This window comes from Bradyrhizobium sp. 155 (assembly GCF_023101105.1).
GTDB classification, from domain to species: domain Bacteria; phylum Pseudomonadota; class Alphaproteobacteria; order Rhizobiales; family Xanthobacteraceae; genus Bradyrhizobium; species Bradyrhizobium canariense_D.
The window spans coordinates 226,600-246,832 of sequence record NZ_CP064705.1; the positions used below are offsets into that span (position 1 = coordinate 226,600).

Here is a 20,233-nt window from a genome sequence, read left to right on the forward strand (position 1 = left end):
TCTTGAACGAATGAAGCTCACTCGGCAGGCCGGGCGGTCGAGACGGCGTTCCCCTCCGCATTGTCGTGCGCCGCAAGAGCCTTCGGCTTGCGCAAACGCACATAGACCTGCGCCGCCAGAAGCGTCACGCAAAGAAAAAGAAAGAACGCGCTGATCGGCCGCTCGACGAAAATCATGGCGTCGCCGCGCGAGACCAGCAGCGAGCGGCGAAAGTTCTCCTCCAAGCGTGGCCCCAGGACAAAGCCGAGCAGGATCGAGGCCGGGTGGAAATCGAGCAGCAGGAGTAGATAGCCGATCAATCCAACGACGACGGTCTCGCCGACCTGGAACATGTCGTTGTTGGTCGAGTAGACGCCGATCGCGACGAAGAACAGCGCGCTTGGATAGAGATATTTATACGGAATCATGAGGAGCTTCACCCAGAGCCCGATCAGCGGGACGTTGAGCAAGACCAGCATGACGTTGCCGATCCAGAAGCTCGCGATCAGGCCCCAAAAGATGTCGGGGTGCTCTTTGATCAGTTGCGGACCGGGTACGATGCCCTGAATCATCAGCGCACCCAGGATCAGCGCCATGACTGCGTCCCCGGGAATACCAAGGCTCATTGTCGGAATGAAGTCGCCCTGAACCGACGAATGCGTCGACGCCTCTGGACAGGCGACGCCTTCGATCATGCCGGTGCCGAACTTCTCCGGCGTCTTCGAAATCTTTTTCTCGGCTGCGTAAGAGATAAAGGAAGCGATCGTTGGTCCCGTTCCCGGAATGAGCGAGCAAAGGCTCCCGATGATGGTGCCGCGCAACATCGCAGGGATGGAACGGCGCAGTTCGTCGCGTGATGGGCGCAGATCGCGCAAACCGACTTTCGAATAGCGCGTGTTCACCTCGGAGTATTGGTTCACGCTCTTCATGAACTCGGCGATACCAAATAGGCCGAGAGCGAGTCCGACGAGTTCGATGCCGTCAAGGAGATTCGGGATGCCGAAGGTGAAGCGCTCCGAGCCGGTCTCGACATCCGTTCCCACGATTCCTAGAAACAGGCCGAGCAACGTCATGGCGATGCCTTTGAGAGGCGAGCCTTTCGCCAGCGTCGAACCGGCGAGCAGGCCCAGAAGCATCAGCGAGCATATTTCAGTTGGACCGAACTCCAGCGCGACCTTCACCAGCACCGGAGCCAGAAAGATCATTTCCAGGATGCCCCAGGAAGCGCCGACGAACGACGATAGGACCGTGATGCCGAGCGCCGCACCGCCGCGGCCCTGCTTCGTCAGCGGAAACCCATCGAGGCACGTCACCGCGTGCGGCGGATGGCACGGTAAGTTGAGCAGGATCGAACAAATCGCGCCGCCGTATTGGGCCCCATAGAAAACTCCTGACAGCATCAGGATGGCGCCGACCGGCTTGATGCCGAACGTCAGCGGCAGCAGCACCGAGATGGTGGCGAGTGGCCCCATTCCCGGCAGGACGCCCACCATGTTACCTACGAGGACGCCGACAAAACACCACATGAAATTCTGCGGCTCGAAAGCGACACCGAAGCCGTACCAGAGATCGGAAAGCGCGCTCGCGAACATCTAAAACCCCCAACGGTACAGCGGGAAAGGAACCTTGAGCACGTAGGAAAAGAGGAGGCAGCCGACGACCGCGACGACCGCGGCCAGGACGGCTGATCCTTTCAGCGTGGCGGTCCTGTCGCCGAGCGCGGAGACGAAGACGCACATGAAGGTGGCCGCGGCCATTCCGAAATAGAGGCCGAAGAGACGAACATCAGAGGACCCGCGAGGATGCAGGCCCAGCCACGCCATTCCATCGCCGCGGGCAAGACGCGCTCTCCCTCTTTGAGAGGCGTCGCCAATCCGGTGACGAAGATCAGGGCTCCGACGAGAACCATCATGAGGCCGAGCATCAACGGAAACATGCCCGGTCCCACGTGCGCGAAGGTCCCGAGCGAATATGTTGCTGAGTTGACGCCGATCCCGGCGCCCAGCAGCACCATGAGCAGCCCGGCGTAGAAGTCCTTCTTCCGCAGCATCATCGGCATATCGGCACCTCTAGTTGGTTTTGCTCGCTATCACGACGAGCGCCGAGGCTGGTTCGGAAGACACCTGCGTCAGTTTGTGCGGAATCGTGGAGTCGAACTGGACGCAATCGCCCGGCTTCAAATTTTCCTTGCGCTTTCCGATGACGAGCTCGATCCGGCCGGAGAGAATGAACAGGATTTCCTCACCTTCGTGGTGACTCATGATGCGACCGCGTTTCGCCGTCTTGGTCGGTCGCACGATAAAGGCGCGCATGGTGCGGCCGGGAGCCAGACCGGCGACTAGCGACAGGTGCGTGTCGACGTCGCCGGCCTTCCCGTTCTTCGCGCGGACAATCGTGATCGGGTCGTGGTCGTCCGGCTGGCCGTAGAAGCGGTCTAAGGTCGTTCCGAGAGCCGCGGCGATCTTAAGGGCGGAGCCTATCGACGGAGAGGAGAGCCCGCGTTCCAGCTTGGAAAGATAGCTGCGGGTCAAACCGGAATCGGCGGCAAGCTGCTCCAGCGTCATGCCGCTCTGCACGCGAAGGAATTTGAGGTTGAGTGTCATTGCGCTCGGCTCTTTCCCAAGTTATTGCCCGCATCGATCTCGCACCAAATCACCGATAGTTCCAACCTTAGAACGGGTGCCGACTGATCACAGATCCAGCACTAGCCGTTGTCCGGCGCAATCGCCCACGCAGACGATGAGCTCATTCTGCCGCTCAGCAGGCGAAAGCACGCGATCGCGATGGATGGGCGGCCCCTCGGTCCAGCGCGTGCGGCAGGCGCCACAGATGCCGCCGCCGCAGGACACGGGGACGTCGACGCCGAGGGCATCGAGCGTTCCGAGAAGACCAACATCTGGCGTGACAGTTGCAAGCTTCTGGCTCGCCGACAGATACAGCTCGTAGGGAGGCACGTCGCTTCGGGCGATGGCCTTGGGCGGGGTGAACATTTCGATGTGTTTGCGCTCTTCCGGCCAGGCCGAGACGGCATCTTCGAAAGCCTTCAGCATCGCTGCGGGTCCGCAGCAGGCCGCTAGGCCACATCTGGCAAATTCCCCGACAATTTCGGCGATGACGGGCTTGGCCTGCGCGGTCGTATCGTAGAGGCGGACACGGCCTGCTCCGATTGCCGGCGCGATCATGTCGGTCAGGACCGGTCGTCCGCGGCTGGTCCAGTGCAGCACGTAGTTCGAGCGCCCTCGTCGTTCGAGATGCCGAATTGCGGAGATGAACGGGGTTACACCGATGCCTCCCGCGAGGAATACGTTCGTTCCCTCCTGGTCCAGTGCGATCCCGCCGCGCGGCAGCGAGACCGAAATCGGCTGTCCCGCCTCCACGCGATCGTGCAGGAAGTTCGAGCCGCCGCGTCCTTCGCGTTCGCGCTTCACCGCGATCACGTAGCGCCGATCATCGTCCGGTTCATTGCAGAGCGAATAAGTCCGGACGAGACCCTGGTCCAGGTGAACGTCGATATGGGCCCCGGCCCGAAAGGGTGGCAGCTCCCAATCATCCTGGTCGACCAGCGTGAAGCGCTTGGTGTCGTTGCCGAGATCCTCGACCTTCGAGACGACGGTGGAGACCGTCTTGATCGCCTTCGCCATCTAGATCGGCCTCACGGCGTCGCCTACGCGTAGCGTGCCCCCTGCGATGATCTTGCAGTTCAGCCCCGACCGATTGATCAACGGATCGAAGACGGACTTGCCGAGTATCTCCTCGATGTGCCGGCACGGCGTTGAAAGGCGGGTCGCCTCGACAATCGCTTCTCCGAGCCGGAAGCGACGGCCGACGAGATGATTGAGCGGGACGCCTTCGACGGTCACGTTCCGGCGATGTTCCTCGGGCAGCAACTCGATCTTGTGGTCGCGTTGCAGGGCCTCGAGCGTCTCCATCTCGAACAGGGTGACCTGCCGCCCCTCCTCCGGCTTGTGGGAGTAGAATCCTGTTTCGTGGCCGGCGAAATATCGATCGCCCTCGATACCGCGTCCAGCGACGAACTCGAGCGAGGGAAACGAGCGCATCGGCAAAAAGGCACGCGGGGTCTTGTGCAAAAAGCGGACGACGCCCTGCCAGGACATGGTGACCTCGGGCTCATCGATTGCGGTCGCGTCCATCATGTTCTCTCCATGGGCCTTAATCCGAACTGGTCTCAACGTGATGCGGCGAGCGATTTGTCAAGGGTCTGGCGCACGTCTGATCGCACCTCGATGACGACCGGTCCCTTGGTCGTCATCGCCTCTGCGACCGTCGACGGAGCACTCTCCGCGTCCTCGATGATGAATCCCTTCGCGCCGAAGGCACGCGCCAAGGCAGCGAAGTCGGGATTTGAGAGGTCAGTGCCGTAGGGACGATCTGGAAAGGCTCGCTCCTGGTGCGACCGGATGGTCCCGTAGGACTGGTTATTGGATACGACGATCGTGAGGTTCGCGCCTCTGGCGACGGCCGTCGCAAGCTCATTGCCCGTCATCAGGAAGCCGCCGTCTCCGCAGAAGGCAACCACCTGCCGCTCCGGAAAGCGAAGGCTGGCAGCGAGCCCGGACGGGACCCCACTGCCCATCGCCCCGCAAGCCGAGCCGAGCAGCCGCGCGGTCGGCTCGAGGCTGAAGATGCGATGGACCCATCCGGCGAAATTGCCTGAATCCGTCGTGACGATGCCATCGGGCCTGAAGTGCGCGGCGGTCGCCGCCACCGCGTGACCGAAGACGTCCGCCGATGGTACGCCGAACTGAGGCCAACCATGCGTGGCCGTCCGCGCCGCGGCAGCCGCGGAGGACCACTCGGCGCAGGCCCGCGCCGTCGCGGGAGCTGCGAGCATGGCCGACACGAATGCATGCGATCCAGAGACGACCGCGACGTCGGTTCGGACGCGCTTTCCGATCGCATCGGGATCTGGATAGACATGGACCAATGGCTGGCGAGGCTCGGCCTGTCTCGGAAACGCAAAGCCGAGCGAGGACAGATCGCCCAGACGTGTTCCGACAGCAACGACGAGGTCGGCGCGTTCGAGCAGTTTCACATGAGGCTGAGACGTGAAGAACCCGAACTGACCCGCCCACAGCGGGTGAGAGTTCGGGAACTGGTCCTGCATTTTGTTCATAGTGACGACCGGCACGTTCCATTTCTCGGAAAACGCGATCAGATCTTGGCGGAACGATGCCGCCCGGCATTCGCCGCCGACGAGCAGGATCGGCCTCTCCGACGCCGTCAACGCCGCCCTCGCCTGTTCAATGGCCGCAGCACCGGGCTCCGGACGCACAGCTCCGTTGGCTGTGGCCACAATTCCCTTGGCCGGGTCTTCAAGGAGATCTTCCGGCAGTTCGATGGCGACGGGACCTGGCGTTCCCGCATGGGCCACGGCGAACGCGCGGGCCATCATCTCTGGAACGAGATCCGCCGAGTTCAGACGCACCGACCACTTCAGCACGCCATCGAAAGATCGGCCGCAGTCGATCTCCTGCACCGCGTCCCTTGCGAGGTTCGGACGATCGACCTGACCGACCAGCATCACCAGCGGAATCGCCTCCTGCGCGGCCACATGCAACCCGAGCGCTGCGTTGAAGGCGCCCGGACCACGGCTCGTCATCACGACGCCTGCGCGCCCTGTGAGTTTGGCGTCAGCGACCGCCGCGAGGCTCGCGCTTCCTTCGTGCCGGCAGGTCACCAGATCGAAATCGTTACGGTCGCGCAGCGCGTCCAGCAGCGCCAGAAAGCTTTCTCCCGGGACGCCGAAGGCCCTGTCCACCCCGTGCGCGACGAGACAGTCCGCGACGAGTTCCGCGACGCGATAGGTCATGCGACGCTCCCGTCCTGCCTGATGGTCAGGGGATCACCCAGCGCGCGCAGTGGCGCCTCCGTCCGATCTCGCAGCGCCTCGATCGCGAGGCCGTCGAGTAGGGCCCGAACGGTCAGGCCGTCCTCGGCTACGTCGATGATGCAGAGGTTGGTGAAGATGCGGGTCACCACTCCGCGCGCCGTGAGCGGATATCCACATCGCTCCACGATGCGGGAGCGGCCATCCTTGGTGGTGTGGTCCATCATTACCCAGATCGACTTGGCGCCGACCGCCAGATCGATGGCTCCGCCGATGCCGGGCGGAGACCCGTTGTCACCCGTCGTCCAGTTGGCGAGATCACCACTCTTGGACACCTGAAAGGCGCCGAGCACGGCCACGTCGAGATGACCGCCTCGCATCATCGCGAACGAGAGGCTGGAGTCGAAGTAGGAACCGCCGGTCCGGATCGAGATGGGTATCTTCCCTGCATTAATGAGATCCCAGTCCTCTTCGCCCGCCGCCGGCTTCGGACCTACGTTGAGGACGCCGTTCTCGCTGTGAAGGATCACGCCAGACCCCTCCGGCAGGTAGTCGGCGACGTGCGTCGGGGCGCCGATACCGAGATTGACGAATCCTTCCTGCGGCAGATGAAGTGCGACCATGCGCGCCAGCGCATCGCGTGCAAGCGGTGTCATCGGGAGCTCCTTGCGAAAACGCGATCGACGAAGATGCATGGAGTGACTATGGCTTCCGGATCCAAATCGCCGACGTTGACCACGCGGTCGACTTCCACGGCGACCGTCCGGCCGGCGGTCGCCATCACCGCGCAGTGGTTGCGCGCCGTCTTGTTGTAGGTGACGTTGCCGAGCGTGTCGGCGAGATGACCTTTGACGAAAGCGAAATCTGCATGAAGCGGTAGCTCAAGAATAAATTCGCGCCCGTCGACGACGATCTTCTCCTTGCCGTCAGCGAATACCGTCCCGACGCCGACGGGAGAAAGGAAGCCGCCGAGACCGGCGCCGCCCGCCCGGATGCGCTCCACCAACGTGCCCTGCGGAACGAGTTCGAGCTCGACCGTGCCGGCACGATATTGTTCGGCGAACTGCTTGGCGCTGCGCGGATAGGAGCAGACGATCTTGCGAACGATCCTGGCTTCGAACCACAGCGACAGATCGTCCTCCGTGGAGCCGGCGTTGTTCGATATCAGCGTCAGGTCGCGGACGCCCCGGTCGAGCACCGCCTTGACCACTCCGAGCGGAAGCCCCGCTCCGCCGAACCCGCCCATCATGACGGCGTCGCCGTCCTTGATGCCTTCCACGGCCGCCGCCGCGTCTTCGACCACTACGTTGCGCATCGTAAATCCGCCGTCTCTGCTACGGGATTGATTTGAGGTACGTCGTTGACAGGCCACGGCCGACCCGGTCGAGCAGCATCTCGTTGGTGCCGTCGGCGTAGGCCGCCATCCGGACCTCGGCGAAATGCATGTTCAGGCGGTGGGCTGCGCCGGCGCCCGTCGCGCCGACGATCCGGACGCACTGATCGATGCCCCAAAGCGCGGTGTCGACAGCGAACTTCTTGGCTTGCGCAGCGAGGGCGACCGGATTTCCCCCGGTCTGTATCTGCTCGGCGGCGCGGAAGACGAGCGCGTTCGCGGCCTCAAGCCGGACCGACACCTCCGCCAGCTCCCAGCGCAGGCCCTGATGTTCGGTCAGCGGCTTTCCAAAGGCCTGCCGGCCTTCGCAGTAGTCCACCGCCTCGCACAGCGCCGCATACAGAGTCGCGACGCACATGGCGGCCACGTGAACGCGGGCCGCGTTGACCGACGCCATCGATGCCTTGAGCGCGGCGCCCGGCGCTGCGATCAGACACCAATCGGGAATGAAGTGAGCGTCGAAGGCCACTTCGGCCAGACGGAAGGAACGCGCTCCGGGAACGACGATCTCGGTGCGCTTCACCGTCTCGGCTTGGCCGAAGGGCACGTAAAAGCTGGCGATCTCACCCGCCCCCGCAGCGTCTCGGACGCGGGCCAGGACGATCAGACCACCGACCAGCAGGCCGTCGGTCATCCACGCCTTGGTGCCGCTCAGAGCCCAGCCGCCGTTGACTGGAACCGCGGTGGTGGTCAGGGCGGAGACATCGCTGCCACCGGCTGGCTCAGTCATGGCGGTTGTCAGAAGAAGCTCGCCGCGCAACGCGGGCTGCAGCAGACGCTCGATCTGGATCGACGTACCGGTTTGTGATAGGCGCGTCGCTCCGCCTTGATGGTGGTTCAGGCAGAACGCTGCCGCAAACCCGTGGTGCGACATTTCCTGCGCGACGCGGACTTTGCACAGATAAGACGCTTCCAAGCCACCGTGAGCGCGCTTGGCCTGGAGGCCCAGCATGCCGAGAGCGGCCCACTCGGCGATCCACTTCTGCGGGAACGCGTCACCTGACATGTGCGCGGCGAAGACGCTGTCGGAGAAGGCACCGGCGCAGAACGCCCGCGCCTTCGCCACGTGATCACGCTCTTCGGCGGAGAGATGAACGTCGTACTGGTGATAGAAGTCCACAGGAGATCCTTCGGCGAGCTACTTCTGAAGAGGCGCCCCAATGTCCTTAGCCCACTTATTCCAGTAGGCCTCTTCCTGTCCGACGTCGGCCGTGAAGGTCTCCACCGTCGAACCAGCGATCGGAGTTGCGCCGATCGTCTCCAACTGCTTCAGGAACTCCGGATCGCCCGAAGCCTTGTCGAGGGCGGCGCCAATCTTGGCGACGACGTCGGCCGGAAGGCCCGGCGGACCCGCGATCCCGAACCATGGGGAGATATCGATAGGCTTGCCGCCCGCCTCTTCGATTGTCGGCAGATCCGGGAAGGCGGGTGACCGCTCGGCCGACGTCACCGCTAGCGCCTTGAGGGTGCCGGCCTTGACCTGCTGGCCGATCGTGGCTTCGGTGAAGAAGCCCACCTGCAGGATGCCCGACATGCAATCGACGATCGGTTGATTGCCGCCCGAATAATTGATGAACGTCATCTTCGTATCATAGGCCATGTCGAACAGCGTGCCGCCGACATGGGACGTCGCCCCGAACGTACCGCCGAAGTTTACTTCTCCAGGGTGCGCCTTCAGATAGGCGACCAGTTCCGGAACGCTGGCCACAGGAAATTTCGGGCTCACGACGAGCAGATTCCGCTGCTTCGCGACCTTGCGAATGTAGGTGAAGCCATTCTGCTGATCGTAGCGCACGGACGCATAGAGTGCCTTGGCGCGAGTATTCGAGGACTCCACCGCGACGAGAAGCGTGTACCCGTCGGGCTTCGCGCGGGAGACGTTTGACGCGGCGATCATTCCGCCGGCACCACCATTGTTCTCGACGATGACGGTCTGGTTCAACTCCTTCGAGAGGAGACGGCCGATGACGCGGCCAATGATGTCAGTCGGGCCTCCAGCCGGGAATCCGACGACCAGCTTGATCGTGGTCGAGGGATAGGCATCAGCCGCATCGGCCGGCTCAGCAATAAAGCCGAGACAAAGAATGGCGGCGCCGGCGGCCATCAACGCTCTTTTTCGCAAAGATCGAAACATGCAGCACCTCCCTCGAAGGACGACCCACCTTCAAGCCAAGGACACTTTGTGTCAAGTGTGAAACCATCGTGACCCGACCCAGAGGCGCACATTGAGCGGGCAAACGCTGCGGAAAAAGCGTGCATCATGCATGCTGCACCACACCTAGGCCAAATGTCGCGCCCGGCAGCCCGACCTTCCGGGGTTGCCAAACCCCATCGTTGTGTTCTAGACGATCGGTCTATAGAGAACACAAAATGGCGAAATCTACAGACAACCACCGCAATGGGCAGGGCCGAAATCAAGTCGGCTATGCGCCGACCCGCGACGTTCTGATCCGCTGCGGAATGGAGGTGATGACCCAACAAGGTTTTGCAGCTACGGGCCTGGACGCGCTGCTGCGCCGCGCCACCGTGCCAAAGGGTTCGTTCTACCACTACTTCGAAAGCAAGGCCGACTACGGCCGCGAAATCATGAAGGCCTACGACTCCTTCTTCCGACACAAGCTGGACCGCGCGCTGGACGACGGAAGGCTTGCGCCGTTGGCGCGCATGCGAGCTTTCGTCGAAGGCGCCAAAGCGGGCATGGCGAAATACAGCTATACGCGCGGCTGCCTCGTCGGAAACCTCAGCCAAGAGGTCGAAGCGCTGCCCGACGATTACAGGTCCGCCTTGGACGAGATCGTCAAAGGATGGCAGCGGAAGGTGGCGCGTTGCCTGGAACGCGCACACGAGGCTGGCGAGATCGGCAGCGCGGACTGCGATGCCCTGGCTGAGTTTTTCTGGATCGGCTGGGAGGGAGCGGTGATGCGGGCGCGCCTCGTCAAGAACGGCCTCCCGCTCGATACCTTCATCGCCGGTTTCGTCGCCGGCCTGCCGCGTCCGGACGAGCCGAAGGCCAGGTCCAGAAGAAAATCGTGAAGAGGAGTTCGAGTTGTTCAAAGCCGTGTTGATCGAGAAGGACGAGCGGGGATATCGCGCCGACGTCGCTGAATTACCGGACAGCCGCCTCCCCGACGGTGAGGTGACGATCGAAGTCGAGTTCAGCACGCTGAACTACAAGGATGGACTCGCGATTACCGGCAAGGGCCCGATCGTGAGATCCTTCCCGCTGGTGCCCGGGATCGACTTCGCTGGCGTGGTGTCGTCGAGCTCCGACCCGACCTTCACGCCGGGGGACCGGGTAGTTCTCAACGGCTGGGGTGTCGGCGAACAACATTGGGGCGGCCTGGCGCAGCGAGCAAAGGTCAAGGCCGATTGGTTGATCAAGATGCCGCCCTCGATGCCTTCCCGCCGCGCGATGATCATCGGTACCGCGGGCTATACCGCGATGCTGTCGGTCGTAGCCCTCGAGAAGTATGGCATCCGTCCAGGCGCGGGCGACGTGCTGGTGACCGGGGCCGGCGGAGGCGTCGGCAGCATCGCAATCATGCTTCTCCACAAGCTCGGTTTCCGCGTCGTGGCTTCGACCGGCCGACCGGACGAGGAGCCCTATCTCAAGAGCCTGGGTGCTGCCGAGATCATCGACCGGTCACAATTGTCACAGCCCGGCAAGCCGCTGCAGAAGGAACGATGGATCGCCGCGATCGACTCTGTAGGCAGCCATACGCTCGCCAATGTTTGCGCCGGAATCAAACCGGACGGAGCGGTCGCCGCGTGCGGCATGGCGCAAGGATTGGAATTTCCCGCAAGCGTCGCCCCCTTCATCCTGCGAGGAGTGGCGCTGTTCGGCATCAACAGCGTGACCCGCTCGAAGGCAGAACGCGTCGAAGCCTGGGATCGTCTCGCTTCCTTGCTAACCGAAGCCGATCTGGAGAAGACGGCGGTCGAGATCGGTCTGAATGAGGTCGTCGCCGCGGCTCGCGGCCTGATGAGTGGCCAAGTGCGCGGGCGCACCGTCGTCAACGTCAATAGATGACATCGTCCGAAAAGTAGAGAGATGCGGCCGTGGCGGTCCGCCTCGGGGCAAATCTGAAAGCAATGACCGCTCGTCCAAAAATGGGAGATCCCCAAATATGGCTGCTTCGGAAGGAATTGGAACGGATGAACCTGCGTTCGGGTTCTCGACGCGAGCGATCCACCATGGGTATGACCCTGCCCATCACTCTCGCGCGGTATCCCATCCCATTCATATGACCTCGACCTTCGCCTTCGACAGCGTCGCCGAATTAGATGCGGTGGCCGCATTGGGGGGCAAACTGTATGGGCGGGAGTTCAACCCGACGACCGCATTGCTGGAATCCCGCTTGGCAAACTTGGAGGGTGCCGAAGACGCCGTCGTACTGGCCTCGGGAATGGCCGCGTTCGGCGCCCTGGTACTTTCGCTCCTATCCCAAGATGACGAACTCATCGTCCATCGGACCTTATATTCGAATACGACGACCATGACGGAACAGGGCTTGCCGCGCTTCGGCATAAAGACCATCCCTGTCGATCTCAATGACCCCGCCAATCTGGATACTGTTCTCACATCTCGCAGTAGAGCCATCTACTTTGAGACGCCGGTCAATCCCACAGGAGACGTGCTCGACATCGAAGCCATTGCGCAACGTGCTCGGCGGGCCGGCCTCTTGGTCATCGTCGACGGCACATTTGCATCTCCCGCACTGCAGAGGCCTCTCCAATGGGCGGACATCGTGCTCCACTCCCTTACCAAGTATATCAGCGGGCATGGAGACGTTCTCGGAGGGGCTCTGCTGGGACGGACCGAGTTGATCGACAAAATACGTGATCGCGGCTTGCGCTACATCACCGGTGCCGTCATGTCGCCGATGGTTTCTTCTCTGATTTTGCGCGGGATCAAGACGCTTCCTCTTCGAATGGACCGCCACGGGTCCAACGCACTTGCGATTGCGCACATGCTCGATGCCCACTCGGCGGTAGAGTGGGTGAATTATCCATTTCTGCCGTCCCATCCGCGGCATGCAATCGCAAAGAGACAAATGTCAGCGGGCTCTGGAATGCTGTCCTTTGGTCTACGCGGGGGTTTTGATGCCGCCCGCTGTTTTCTCGACCACCTCAAGCTCGTTACGCTTGCCGTCAGTCTCGGAGATGCTGAAACGCTTATCATGCATCCCGCGAGCCTGGTTCATGCCCGGCGCGCCGTTCGTCCCGAAGCGCGCCTGCAAAGGGGAGTCGGAGATGACCTGATTCGCCTCTCGGTTGGTCTGGAAGACGAGGCAGATTTGCTCGGCGACCTTGAGCAGTCCCTGAATCGTCTCTAGGTCGCCCGCAACGAACGTACGTCAAGGAGAGGCCAAAGATGATTGCGCCGCCGCCAGGACTCGAGCCCGCCATGGACTTTGCTCGGAATACTCTAAGCCCTCAGAAAGAGATCGTCCGAAAGTTCTACAAGGAAATGTGGGACAATGCGGACGTTGCTCTAATTCCCGAAATATTTCAGCCTGGCTTCACCTTCCGTGGCTCGCTCGGCCCCGTCCTGGTCGGCTTCGATCAGTTCGCGGACTACGTCCGATGGGTGACAGACTCTCTCGAGAACTATACGTCTGACATCCTTGATCTCTTCGAGGACGGCAACGTGGTCTCGGGCAAGCTGCGCTTCCACGGCATCCATCGAAAGCCGATGTTCGGCCATGCGCCCACCGGACGCCACGTGTGGTGGTACGGTGCGCCGATCTTCACGTTTCGAGGCGACAAGGTGAGCGATCTGTGGGTCTTGGGCGACATCCATGGACTGATCGGTCGTCTCGCGCCGGATGCGACTAGCGAACCGGAATTCACAACAAACAAGTAGCCCATGCTCCATGACCCTTCGCGCCGAGCGGACCACCTCTGGAAACGCAGACAAGCGATGTATACGCCTCCAACCTTCAAGAACGAAGACGTCGAGAGTATCCGCTCAGGGCGGGCGCCTCGTTGTGCGGTAAGACGCGGCGGCCTCACCATTCCCTGCTTTTCCGTAGGGTTTGGCGGAGCCAGCATAGAGGACTTGTAGCAGCGCCTTTTACGGCTACTCTGTGTCCAGCACCCCTCTCGCTTCGCAGCAAAATGTCGATGTCTCCTGTCGCGCGTTTTACGCACGCGATGTACCTCAAAGCTCGGTTAAGATTTCAGCCGCGGCCAAGCCGAAGGTTTGATCAGCGTCTACCGCGCCCTCGGTCCACTGCTTGGGTTTGTCGTTTGGCACCGCCAAGCTCTGGCTCGTCGGGAGAACAGCAAAATCGTTCCGTTCTCGGAACTAAATGCCCGTTAAGTTGAGTTCGGTTCCGCCGAAATGGTGGTTGCAAACGAGACAAAGCTAGGGCAGATTTTTGTCACCGGGGCTGGCTACATATTTCACTTGGTCCTTTTAACCCGGCTTCATTCGACCGTGCGCAGGCCGCAGCGGTTTAAACCTCCCGCTGCGGCCTTCGTATTTGCCATTCGCCCTCCAGCATGAGCCGGCGACCACCACAGATTCCTAAGGTCAATAGCTATGCGCGGCCGCAAAGGCCCCATAGCCGACGATGAGGACGGCTCCGTCGCCAAGGGCCAGCAGCAATAGAAGGGCTGTGACCTTCGAACCGTTTCCTGCCTAGAAGAAGGGGCTGTACGCCAGGGACGTTCTCGCCAACAAGATGCAGATACGTCGCCATTCACCCCCTCGGCCACGGCGTTGCTCGACTAGCCCGCGAAGTAAGAGGGCTCGACTTTGAAGTTTAGCAACTGCTGTTGGTGACGGCCGTATTCCTGACCGTCTGTTTCGGAGTGTCAGCCTGGCGCATCTCGGACGAGAGGGACGTCGAAACCGCCGGTCAAATCCCGCACCAGTCCTTTGGTTTGAAGCCGGCCGCTCAATAGGAACATATCGACATCCAGAGAGTCGCATGCCCATAAAGCCTCCCTCAGACCAATGGATAAAGCGGTTGCCTATGCGATCTCGGTATTCATCGCCGTCCTCGGCGTCGGGATCTTTATTGCCGGTATCGGCTCCAGCTCGCCAGCCTTATGGACGTGCCTTGCGGTCGTTCTCATTTCGATTGGTCTAGTGAGTGCCTTTGGCGACTGTTAACGAGCGTCCGGCGCGCGGGCCTTGGAACAAAGCTCATTTGGCTCCATTGCAATTCCATGAAATGGCTGATCGGCGTCGTCTTGGCCGTCCTGGTCTGTGTAGGAATCTATGGCGGATCGGCTTTCGTTTCGCTGGTGGGTTTGGTTTCCGCCGTCCGGGGTGACGATATTGCGAAAATCGTGGCTCGGACGGATATGCCCCGCGTCCGCCATTCCATCGTTGACCAGGTGATGACGGCCTACCTGGACCGGCTCGGACAAAAACGCCTGCTGCGACCGATCGAGCGAATAGCCATCAACGCATTTGGTGCAACGAATCGCTGATGATCTGGCAGCCAAGCTCATGACGCCGGAAAACCTGTCGCTACTTCTGAAAAGCGGGCCTGTTCGCAACGCGGCGGAGAACTTCACTTTCGGAACGATGTGGTCACTGGCCGAGTTCGACATCTCGAACATCTTTGCCTTGGCCGGACGGATCACCTTTGTGAAGCCCGTCGAGTCTGCATTGCGGCTTGGGGGAGGCCAGGAGGCAGGCAGCATCAGCATGCATCTTGAAGGGCCAACTTGGAAGCTTTCTGGCAGCGGGCTGCCACCGAAGGTTCTCACCAACATCGTGGACCGGCTCCCGGCGATGAGGCTTGCGACGAAGCGCTTTCGGAATCTCGTTCGGGTGGCCGGTCTGCTCGGTGGACCAGTCCTTCAAGGTCTCCGTGGCACCCCGCTTCTATCCGGTCACCCGCTCCGACGGCGTCTGCAGACTCGCCTCAATGGCCGGGATGTCCGTCTCGGCCCAGGCGATGCACCTCCGAAAGCCCTTGCTGGCATTCAGGTCGATGCCACCGTGCCGACCTATCTTTAGATCTCATTCCGTTGCGATAAGGAGCGGTCAGCAGCAACTGGAATATGGCTCGAGAAGCCATGTAACGCGCTGCGGACCGGCTTCTCTCCCTTCCGACCAACAAAAGGTTTCCGGATGGACTCGAAACAGACCACCGCCAGCCGCGGCCGCGCCGATCAATCCAAAGATCAAAGAGAGCAAAATCGCCAACTCTCATGGCGCGAGCACCCCGAAATAAGGACCTGGAAATAGACAAGACACATTACAAATCTGACAGCCCAACTTTCGGCTAATGTCGGGTTTCCAAGGCGTGATACCATTTGAAAAAAGTAGAAGGTTAAGCGTCCGTCTACTCGACGATCTCCGGTAGTGATCTATATAGAATGCGACCGCCCGTGCGCATCGCGTATCCGAGATGCTTCCAGGCTTGCTCCGAGCTGCTCCACTGAAGGCGTGAATCGAATGTCACCTTCCTCTACCGACAAGATCGCGCTCTTCATCGATGGAGCCAATCTCTACGCGACGGCAAAAACTCTGGGCTTCGACATCGATTACAAGCGCCTGCTGAAGGAGTTTCAGAGCCGCGGGACGCTACTTAGGGCGTTCTACTACACCGCGATCATCGAGGATCAGGAGTACTCCTCGATCCGGCCGCTGATCGACTGGCTCGACTACAACGGCTACACCGTCGTCACCAAGGCGACCAAGGAGTTCATCGACGCCTCCGGCCGCCGCAAGGTCAAGGGCAACATGGACATCGAGCTCGCTGTGAACGCCATGGAGCTCGCCGAGCACATCGACCAGATGGTGCTGTTCTCGGGTGACGGCGACTTCCGCTCCCTGGTCGAGGCGGTTCAGCGTCGCGGCGTGCGGGTCACGGTGATTTCCACTATCGCCAGCCAGCCGCCGATGATCGCCGACGAACTGCGCCGCCAGGCTGACGTCTTCACGGACCTCGTCGAGCTGCAGTCCAAGCTCGGTCGCGATCCGTCCGAACGCCCCGCTCCGCGTGACCGCGAAGCGCGTGCACACCTGCCGAAATTCTTGCAAGAGCCGAAAGGAAACGACCCACACGATTAGACTGCTAAGGCGCGCGTGTTTCGATCAATTTGAGCAGGTTAATCACGATCGATTTCAGAAGAAAAAACGCCGCCTGCTTGAATAATCGCAGGCGGCGGCTTCCCAGCCCCGGGGGATGAGCAAAATCCCGGTGGCAAGTCCCGAGCATAAGTCGTGCCAAGAATTGGCATCGGTTCTGACTTTCTATGTCAGCGCCCAGGCATCCCCCTTGCTAGGTCGCCCACTGGAGCGTTCTTTTCATGCAGAGCATCGGGTATTCCCCTTCTGATCAAAGCCACATCTAGCGCACGTCCAGTTTGAAACGATCCATCCCTTCTTGGACGGCACTGGTCGCCTTGGCCGCCTGCTCATTACCTTCCAGCTCTGCGAAGCGGCGAGCTCAAGCAGCCAGAGCTTTATCTCAGCCTCTATTTCAAGGCTCACCGGAAGCGGTACTACGAACTCCTCCAGAGCGTCCGCGAGACCGGCGATTGGGATAGCTGGATTTTGTTTTTCCTTGAAGGCGTTGTCGAAACCGCTACGCAGGCAACTGACACCGCCGGCCAACTTCTGGACTTGTTCGAGAAGGACCGGCGAGCCACATCGGCACTCGGCCGGCCTGCAGCATCGACCTACGTGAGCACGAACTGCTGAAGAAGCGTCCGCTTTTTTCCGTCCCTGCGACCACAATGGAGCTTGGTCTTTCAAGGCCCACTCTGGCTAAGGCGATTGAGCATCTTGCAAAACCAGGCATCGTCCGAGAAATCACTGCGAAGTAGCGGCGCCGTGTCTATGCTTCGGGTCGCCGTTGCCAAGTTCACCGAGTTGTTAGCGCGTCGGGTCTTTCTTTGGCTGCGGTCGGTCGACCTCAAAATGCCCGTCATCCTGCGCAATTGCGCAATATTGATCACAAGCTGATCTGGAAGGCGCGAGCCTACCACAGCGTTATGCAGATTACTGCGGCGTACGCCGAATGGATACGTTTGGAGTAAGCAGCATTTGGATAAATCGGCGGGTCGCAGCACATCAGCTACTTAACACTGAATTCGATCGTCATCCTGCCGGCAATGGATGCCAGCGGTTCAATCTGGTCTCCCCACCGGGTCCACAGACCAGAGTTTCAATTTCTAGCACGAGCGGCGCAAGCTTCCCTAAGTATTGCGGCCCTCGCTTTGGAATGATCTTAAAACTTGAACCTGAGGTCCTTGATCACCGTGTTACCGTCGAAACATACCGCGCATCATACCTCCGAAAAGCTGCCCCGGACCTGCAAACGCTCCGCCACCGCCCCCGCCACCGCCCCCGCCCCGCCACCGCCGCCGCTCCGGCGCGCTCGCCGGGCGGGCTTGTCCTCGGAAGGTTCGTCGCTGCTTCCCGAGTTGCTCGCAACAATCTCCCCAAGTAACGCCTTGTGCTGGAGCTTGTTGAGATAGCCGGTCGAGGGATAGCCGCGGGCGGCCTGCCATCGTTTGAGGACCGAGCGGGTATCTCCGTTGAATGCACCAGTGACCTTGTTGTCAAACCCGAGCCCGTTGAGGCGACGCTGCACGTCGCGGCGTTGACCCTTGTCGAGGCCGATCTGATCCTCGGTGAGCTGGCTGGCATCATCGGTGAAGGTAGCAGGATCGACACCGGAGGTAAGGTTACGGGCTGTGGTCGACGGGCCGTTCTCGATGGCAGCGAGCCGCGCCAGCGCCAACGCCGTGAACTGACCGTTTGGATATGCCGAAATATATGCGTTGAGTTCTTCGGGCTTGTTGGTCTCTTTCACCGAGCGCCAGTACTCAAGCTCGATGCCGTCGGAATGACTGCTGGTGCTGGCGGCCGGTGCGCTGGTGGAAGTGCTCGGTGCGGCGTTGGCGAGCTGAGTCTGCTGCGCTGGATTGAGGTAGACGGCACCGATCAGGTTGGTGTGGCCCCAGGGAAGCTGACCTTTTTGCGTTTCCTCGTTGACCTGCGCGCGGACTGAGGTCATCGCCTGCTGGATCTCGACCCCCGGCTTGGCGATGTTGTCGACCAGCGCGCGGGTGAAGGGGCTATTGTTGCCCTCCTGGCCGTCGAGCGCTGTCTGGCCTGGGCCAGTTGCAAACGCGATCAGAGTGCCTTCGCCGGACTTCATTTCGGCCAAGCCACTCTGCACGTTGACGCTGCGGGTGGTTGAGTTGGCCTTAATCTTGGCAGCGAACGGATTGTCTCGGCAGGCATCGAGAAAGACCAGCTTGACTTTGGCGTCGCTCATGGTCTGGTCGAGGGTCACGTCGATATTGATGGCCGCGCCAAGCTTGACGTCCATCTCGGACTTGATGTCGGCGTCGACGGGCAGCAAATAGTTGCTGCCGTCAACCGCGATTCCGTGGCCGGCATAATAGAACACGGCGACGTCGGAGCCCTGTGTTTTGCGGCCGAAGTCCAGCAGCTTCGCGGTCATCTGATCGCGGGTGAGGTTCGAGCCTTCGATTACCTCGAAGCCGACATTGCGCAGCGTCGCCGCCATCGCCTTGGCGTCGATCGGCGGGTTGGGCAATGGCGTCACGTGTCTGTAGGCGCCGTTGCCGACGACGAAGGCGACGCGCTTCTCAGCAAGGGCTGCATTCGCGCTCGCTAGAAGAGCTGCTGCCGTTGATGTTGCGATCAAAAAGCGCATGAATGTTGCAAATAAGAAGCGCATGATCGTGTCTCCTCGCTTGCCGCAAATGATGCTCCATTCCCGCCAACTGGACAGTTGAGTGCAATACTGAACCGATCCCGGAGAGCGGATTGTGATCTAGATCACGCCGGTATCGTGGGCCTTGATCGAACTGGCTTGCGCGCTCTCCCAGACCTGCAAGCTTATTCTTCGTGAACGCGGCCGCCAAGGGCCAAGCTCAAGGGAGAGCGGTGCTGAAGCCAATGCGAACGTCGCCCAATCGAAAACTAATTGTTGTGTGCGTGACGTGGGTCACAGTCTGGCTCCAGGATGCATCTATGCTGACCACAGCAACTGAACATTGTTACCAGGGGATACGATCATGACGCGTTTTCATCGGCTTTCTGCAATCAAGGCGATTACGCTCGGTGCTGCATTCTCGATGACAGCAGGATTTGCGCTCGCCGGGGAGGTCAACGTCTCGGCCGAGCAGATCTTCTCTGCCCTGAAGCCGAAACCGCTGACCCGCAGCCTTTCTGTTTCTCCGCAAGCGGACCCGTCTGCAAAGGCGCACACAGATGCCGTCCTGGACACCGTTCGTAACCGCAAGACCCGCTCCCTGTCGTCGAGTGAACGCGAGGAGATCGCGGAGATCGCCTCGACCAAGCCAAATATCGATCTGGAGATCAAGTTTGACTTCAACTCAGCCGCCATCAGTCCGGTCTCCCTGACCTCCGTCGAGGCGCTGGGGAAGGCCCTCTCGGATCCGAGCCTGAAAGGTTCCGTTTTTGTGGTCGCCGGGCACACCGATGCGATTGGCAGTGATGCCTTCAATCAGGATCTTTCGGAGCGACGAGCCGACGCCATCAAACGCTATCTGGTCGAGCACTACGGTCTCTCCGGCAGCGATCTCGTTACCGTCGGCTATGGCGAGACTAGGCTGAAGGATTCAGATCATCCTGACGCTGCGGTCAACCGCCGGGTCCAGGTCGTCAATATGGAAACGAAGACCGCTTCAAAATGAAATGTCCCAGTCTGATCGAGACTTCGAGCAGCTAGGCGCCTTCGAGGTCGCTCCGTCCTCTCGGCGTGAGTGCCAGCTTGCACCACAAAAGTTCATTTGGGAGATTTCGCATGAAAACGACCCCTGCCAGATTAGCGATCGCAACTATGCTTCTTGCCGCAACCTATGCACAAAGTCGTGCGGAAGATGCTGTGCTTCCTGCGCCTCCGGCAACGCCTGCCGCGAGCGCGCCCGCTGCAGAAGCTAACACTCGGCCCCCGGGCGGATCGCCGCCTGCCTCGGTGCCGCGCCCGTCGCTGGTGCCAAACACCACCGATACAGCGTCCGAAAAGCCGACCATCACG

Annotated in this window: 20 protein-coding genes and 1 pseudogene; 9 read left to right on the forward strand and 12 right to left on the reverse strand. The window is 60.9% G+C overall.

The genetic code is table 11. The features are described 5' to 3' along the window. Positions 1–17: 17 nt before the first annotated feature. The 11 genes and pseudogenes from IVA93_RS38525 to IVA93_RS38575 all read right to left on the reverse strand — a co-directional run bounded on the left by IVA93_RS38525 (position 18) and on the right by IVA93_RS38575 (position 9,354). Positions 18–1,571: a tripartite tricarboxylate transporter permease gene (locus tag IVA93_RS38525; protein ID WP_247385370.1), complete on the reverse strand. Its 1,554-nt coding sequence runs from the start codon at positions 1,569–1,571 to the stop codon at positions 18–20. Beyond that, on the reverse strand, positions 1,572–1,802 hold the full coding sequence (locus IVA93_RS38530) for a hypothetical protein (RefSeq protein ID WP_247790101.1): 231 nt from the start codon (positions 1,800–1,802) through the stop codon (positions 1,572–1,574). 14 nt (positions 1,803–1,816) lie between these two features. Then, positions 1,817–2,038 (reverse strand): annotated as a pseudogene (locus tag IVA93_RS38535) (tripartite tricarboxylate transporter TctB family protein); the annotation flags it as partial. Positions 2,039–2,048: 10 nt separating this feature from the next. Further along, on the reverse strand, positions 2,049–2,543 hold the full coding sequence (locus IVA93_RS38540) for a helix-turn-helix domain-containing protein (protein ID WP_247789954.1): 495 nt from the start codon (positions 2,541–2,543) through the stop codon (positions 2,049–2,051). 126 nt (positions 2,544–2,669) lie between these two features. Beyond that, positions 2,670–3,620: a PDR/VanB family oxidoreductase gene (locus tag IVA93_RS38545; RefSeq protein WP_247402292.1), complete on the reverse strand. Its 951-nt coding sequence runs from the start codon at positions 3,618–3,620 to the stop codon at positions 2,670–2,672. Further along, on the reverse strand, positions 3,621–4,133 hold the full coding sequence (locus IVA93_RS38550) for an MOSC domain-containing protein (RefSeq protein WP_247789955.1): 513 nt from the start codon (positions 4,131–4,133) through the stop codon (positions 3,621–3,623). It lies immediately after the preceding gene. Positions 4,134–4,165: 32 nt separating this feature from the next. Next, complete coding sequence (locus IVA93_RS38555) at positions 4,166–5,809, reverse strand: thiamine pyrophosphate-dependent enzyme (protein WP_247789956.1); 1,644 nt, start codon at positions 5,807–5,809, stop codon at positions 4,166–4,168. After that, a complete protein-coding gene (locus IVA93_RS38560; protein WP_247789957.1) occupies positions 5,806–6,483 on the reverse strand; it encodes a 3-oxoacid CoA-transferase subunit B in 678 nt (225 codons plus the stop codon). The genes IVA93_RS38555 and IVA93_RS38560 overlap by 4 nt, the downstream gene beginning before the upstream one ends. Then, complete coding sequence (locus IVA93_RS38565; RefSeq protein WP_018456527.1) at positions 6,480–7,142, reverse strand: 3-oxoacid CoA-transferase subunit A; 663 nt, start codon at positions 7,140–7,142, stop codon at positions 6,480–6,482. The genes IVA93_RS38560 and IVA93_RS38565 overlap by 4 nt, the downstream gene beginning before the upstream one ends. Before the next feature lie 19 nt (positions 7,143–7,161). Further along, a complete protein-coding gene (locus tag IVA93_RS38570) occupies positions 7,162–8,340 on the reverse strand; it encodes an acyl-CoA dehydrogenase family protein (RefSeq protein WP_247337894.1) in 1,179 nt (392 codons plus the stop codon). A gap of 18 nt (positions 8,341–8,358) precedes the next feature. Beyond that, positions 8,359–9,354: a Bug family tripartite tricarboxylate transporter substrate binding protein gene (locus tag IVA93_RS38575; RefSeq protein ID WP_247442312.1), complete on the reverse strand. Its 996-nt coding sequence runs from the start codon at positions 9,352–9,354 to the stop codon at positions 8,359–8,361. Between the two features lie 236 nt (positions 9,355–9,590). Between IVA93_RS38575 and acuR the strand changes: the two genes are divergently transcribed. The 8 genes from acuR (at position 9,591) to IVA93_RS38615 (ending at position 16,879) form a co-directional block, all read left to right on the forward strand. Next, positions 9,591–10,253 carry an acrylate utilization transcriptional regulator AcuR gene (acuR, locus tag IVA93_RS38580; RefSeq protein ID WP_247789958.1) on the forward strand — a complete coding sequence of 221 codons (663 nt, stop codon included), beginning with the start codon at positions 9,591–9,593 and terminating at the stop codon, positions 10,251–10,253. Between the two features lie 13 nt (positions 10,254–10,266). Beyond that, positions 10,267–11,250: an acrylyl-CoA reductase (NADPH) gene (gene acuI, locus IVA93_RS38585; RefSeq protein ID WP_247523886.1), complete on the forward strand. Its 984-nt coding sequence runs from the start codon at positions 10,267–10,269 to the stop codon at positions 11,248–11,250. Positions 11,251–11,347: 97 nt separating this feature from the next. Continuing rightward, a complete protein-coding gene (locus IVA93_RS38590) occupies positions 11,348–12,556 on the forward strand; it encodes a trans-sulfuration enzyme family protein (RefSeq protein WP_247523885.1) in 1,209 nt (402 codons plus the stop codon). Positions 12,557–12,594: 38 nt separating this feature from the next. Continuing rightward, on the forward strand, positions 12,595–13,086 hold the full coding sequence (locus IVA93_RS38595) for an ester cyclase (RefSeq protein ID WP_247337885.1): 492 nt from the start codon (positions 12,595–12,597) through the stop codon (positions 13,084–13,086). Positions 13,087–14,399: 1,313 nt separating this feature from the next. Next, positions 14,400–14,666 (forward strand): DUF2939 domain-containing protein, encoded by a 267-nt coding sequence (locus IVA93_RS38600; protein ID WP_247376622.1) that lies wholly within the window; start codon positions 14,400–14,402, stop codon positions 14,664–14,666. Between the two features lie 19 nt (positions 14,667–14,685). Further along, the gene (locus tag IVA93_RS38605) at positions 14,686–15,201 is read left to right on the forward strand and encodes a hypothetical protein (RefSeq protein ID WP_247367233.1); all 516 of its coding nucleotides are present in this window, start codon (positions 14,686–14,688) and stop codon (positions 15,199–15,201) included. A 441-nt stretch (positions 15,202–15,642) separates the two neighbouring features. Then, complete coding sequence (locus IVA93_RS38610; RefSeq protein WP_247777619.1) at positions 15,643–16,260, forward strand: LabA-like NYN domain-containing protein; 618 nt, start codon at positions 15,643–15,645, stop codon at positions 16,258–16,260. Positions 16,261–16,576: 316 nt separating this feature from the next. Further along, complete coding sequence (locus tag IVA93_RS38615) at positions 16,577–16,879, forward strand: hypothetical protein (RefSeq protein ID WP_247789959.1); 303 nt, start codon at positions 16,577–16,579, stop codon at positions 16,877–16,879. 600 nt (positions 16,880–17,479) lie between these two features. Here the strand turns inward: IVA93_RS38615 and IVA93_RS38620 are convergent. After that, positions 17,480–18,907, reverse strand: coding sequence for a caspase family protein (locus IVA93_RS38620; RefSeq protein WP_524536876.1), 1,428 nt, complete (start codon positions 18,905–18,907; stop codon positions 17,480–17,482). 340 nt (positions 18,908–19,247) lie between these two features. Between IVA93_RS38620 and IVA93_RS38625 the strand changes: the two genes are divergently transcribed. Further along, positions 19,248–19,889, forward strand: coding sequence for an OmpA family protein (locus IVA93_RS38625; protein ID WP_247367297.1), 642 nt, complete (start codon positions 19,248–19,250; stop codon positions 19,887–19,889). Positions 19,890–20,233 lie beyond the last annotated feature (344 nt).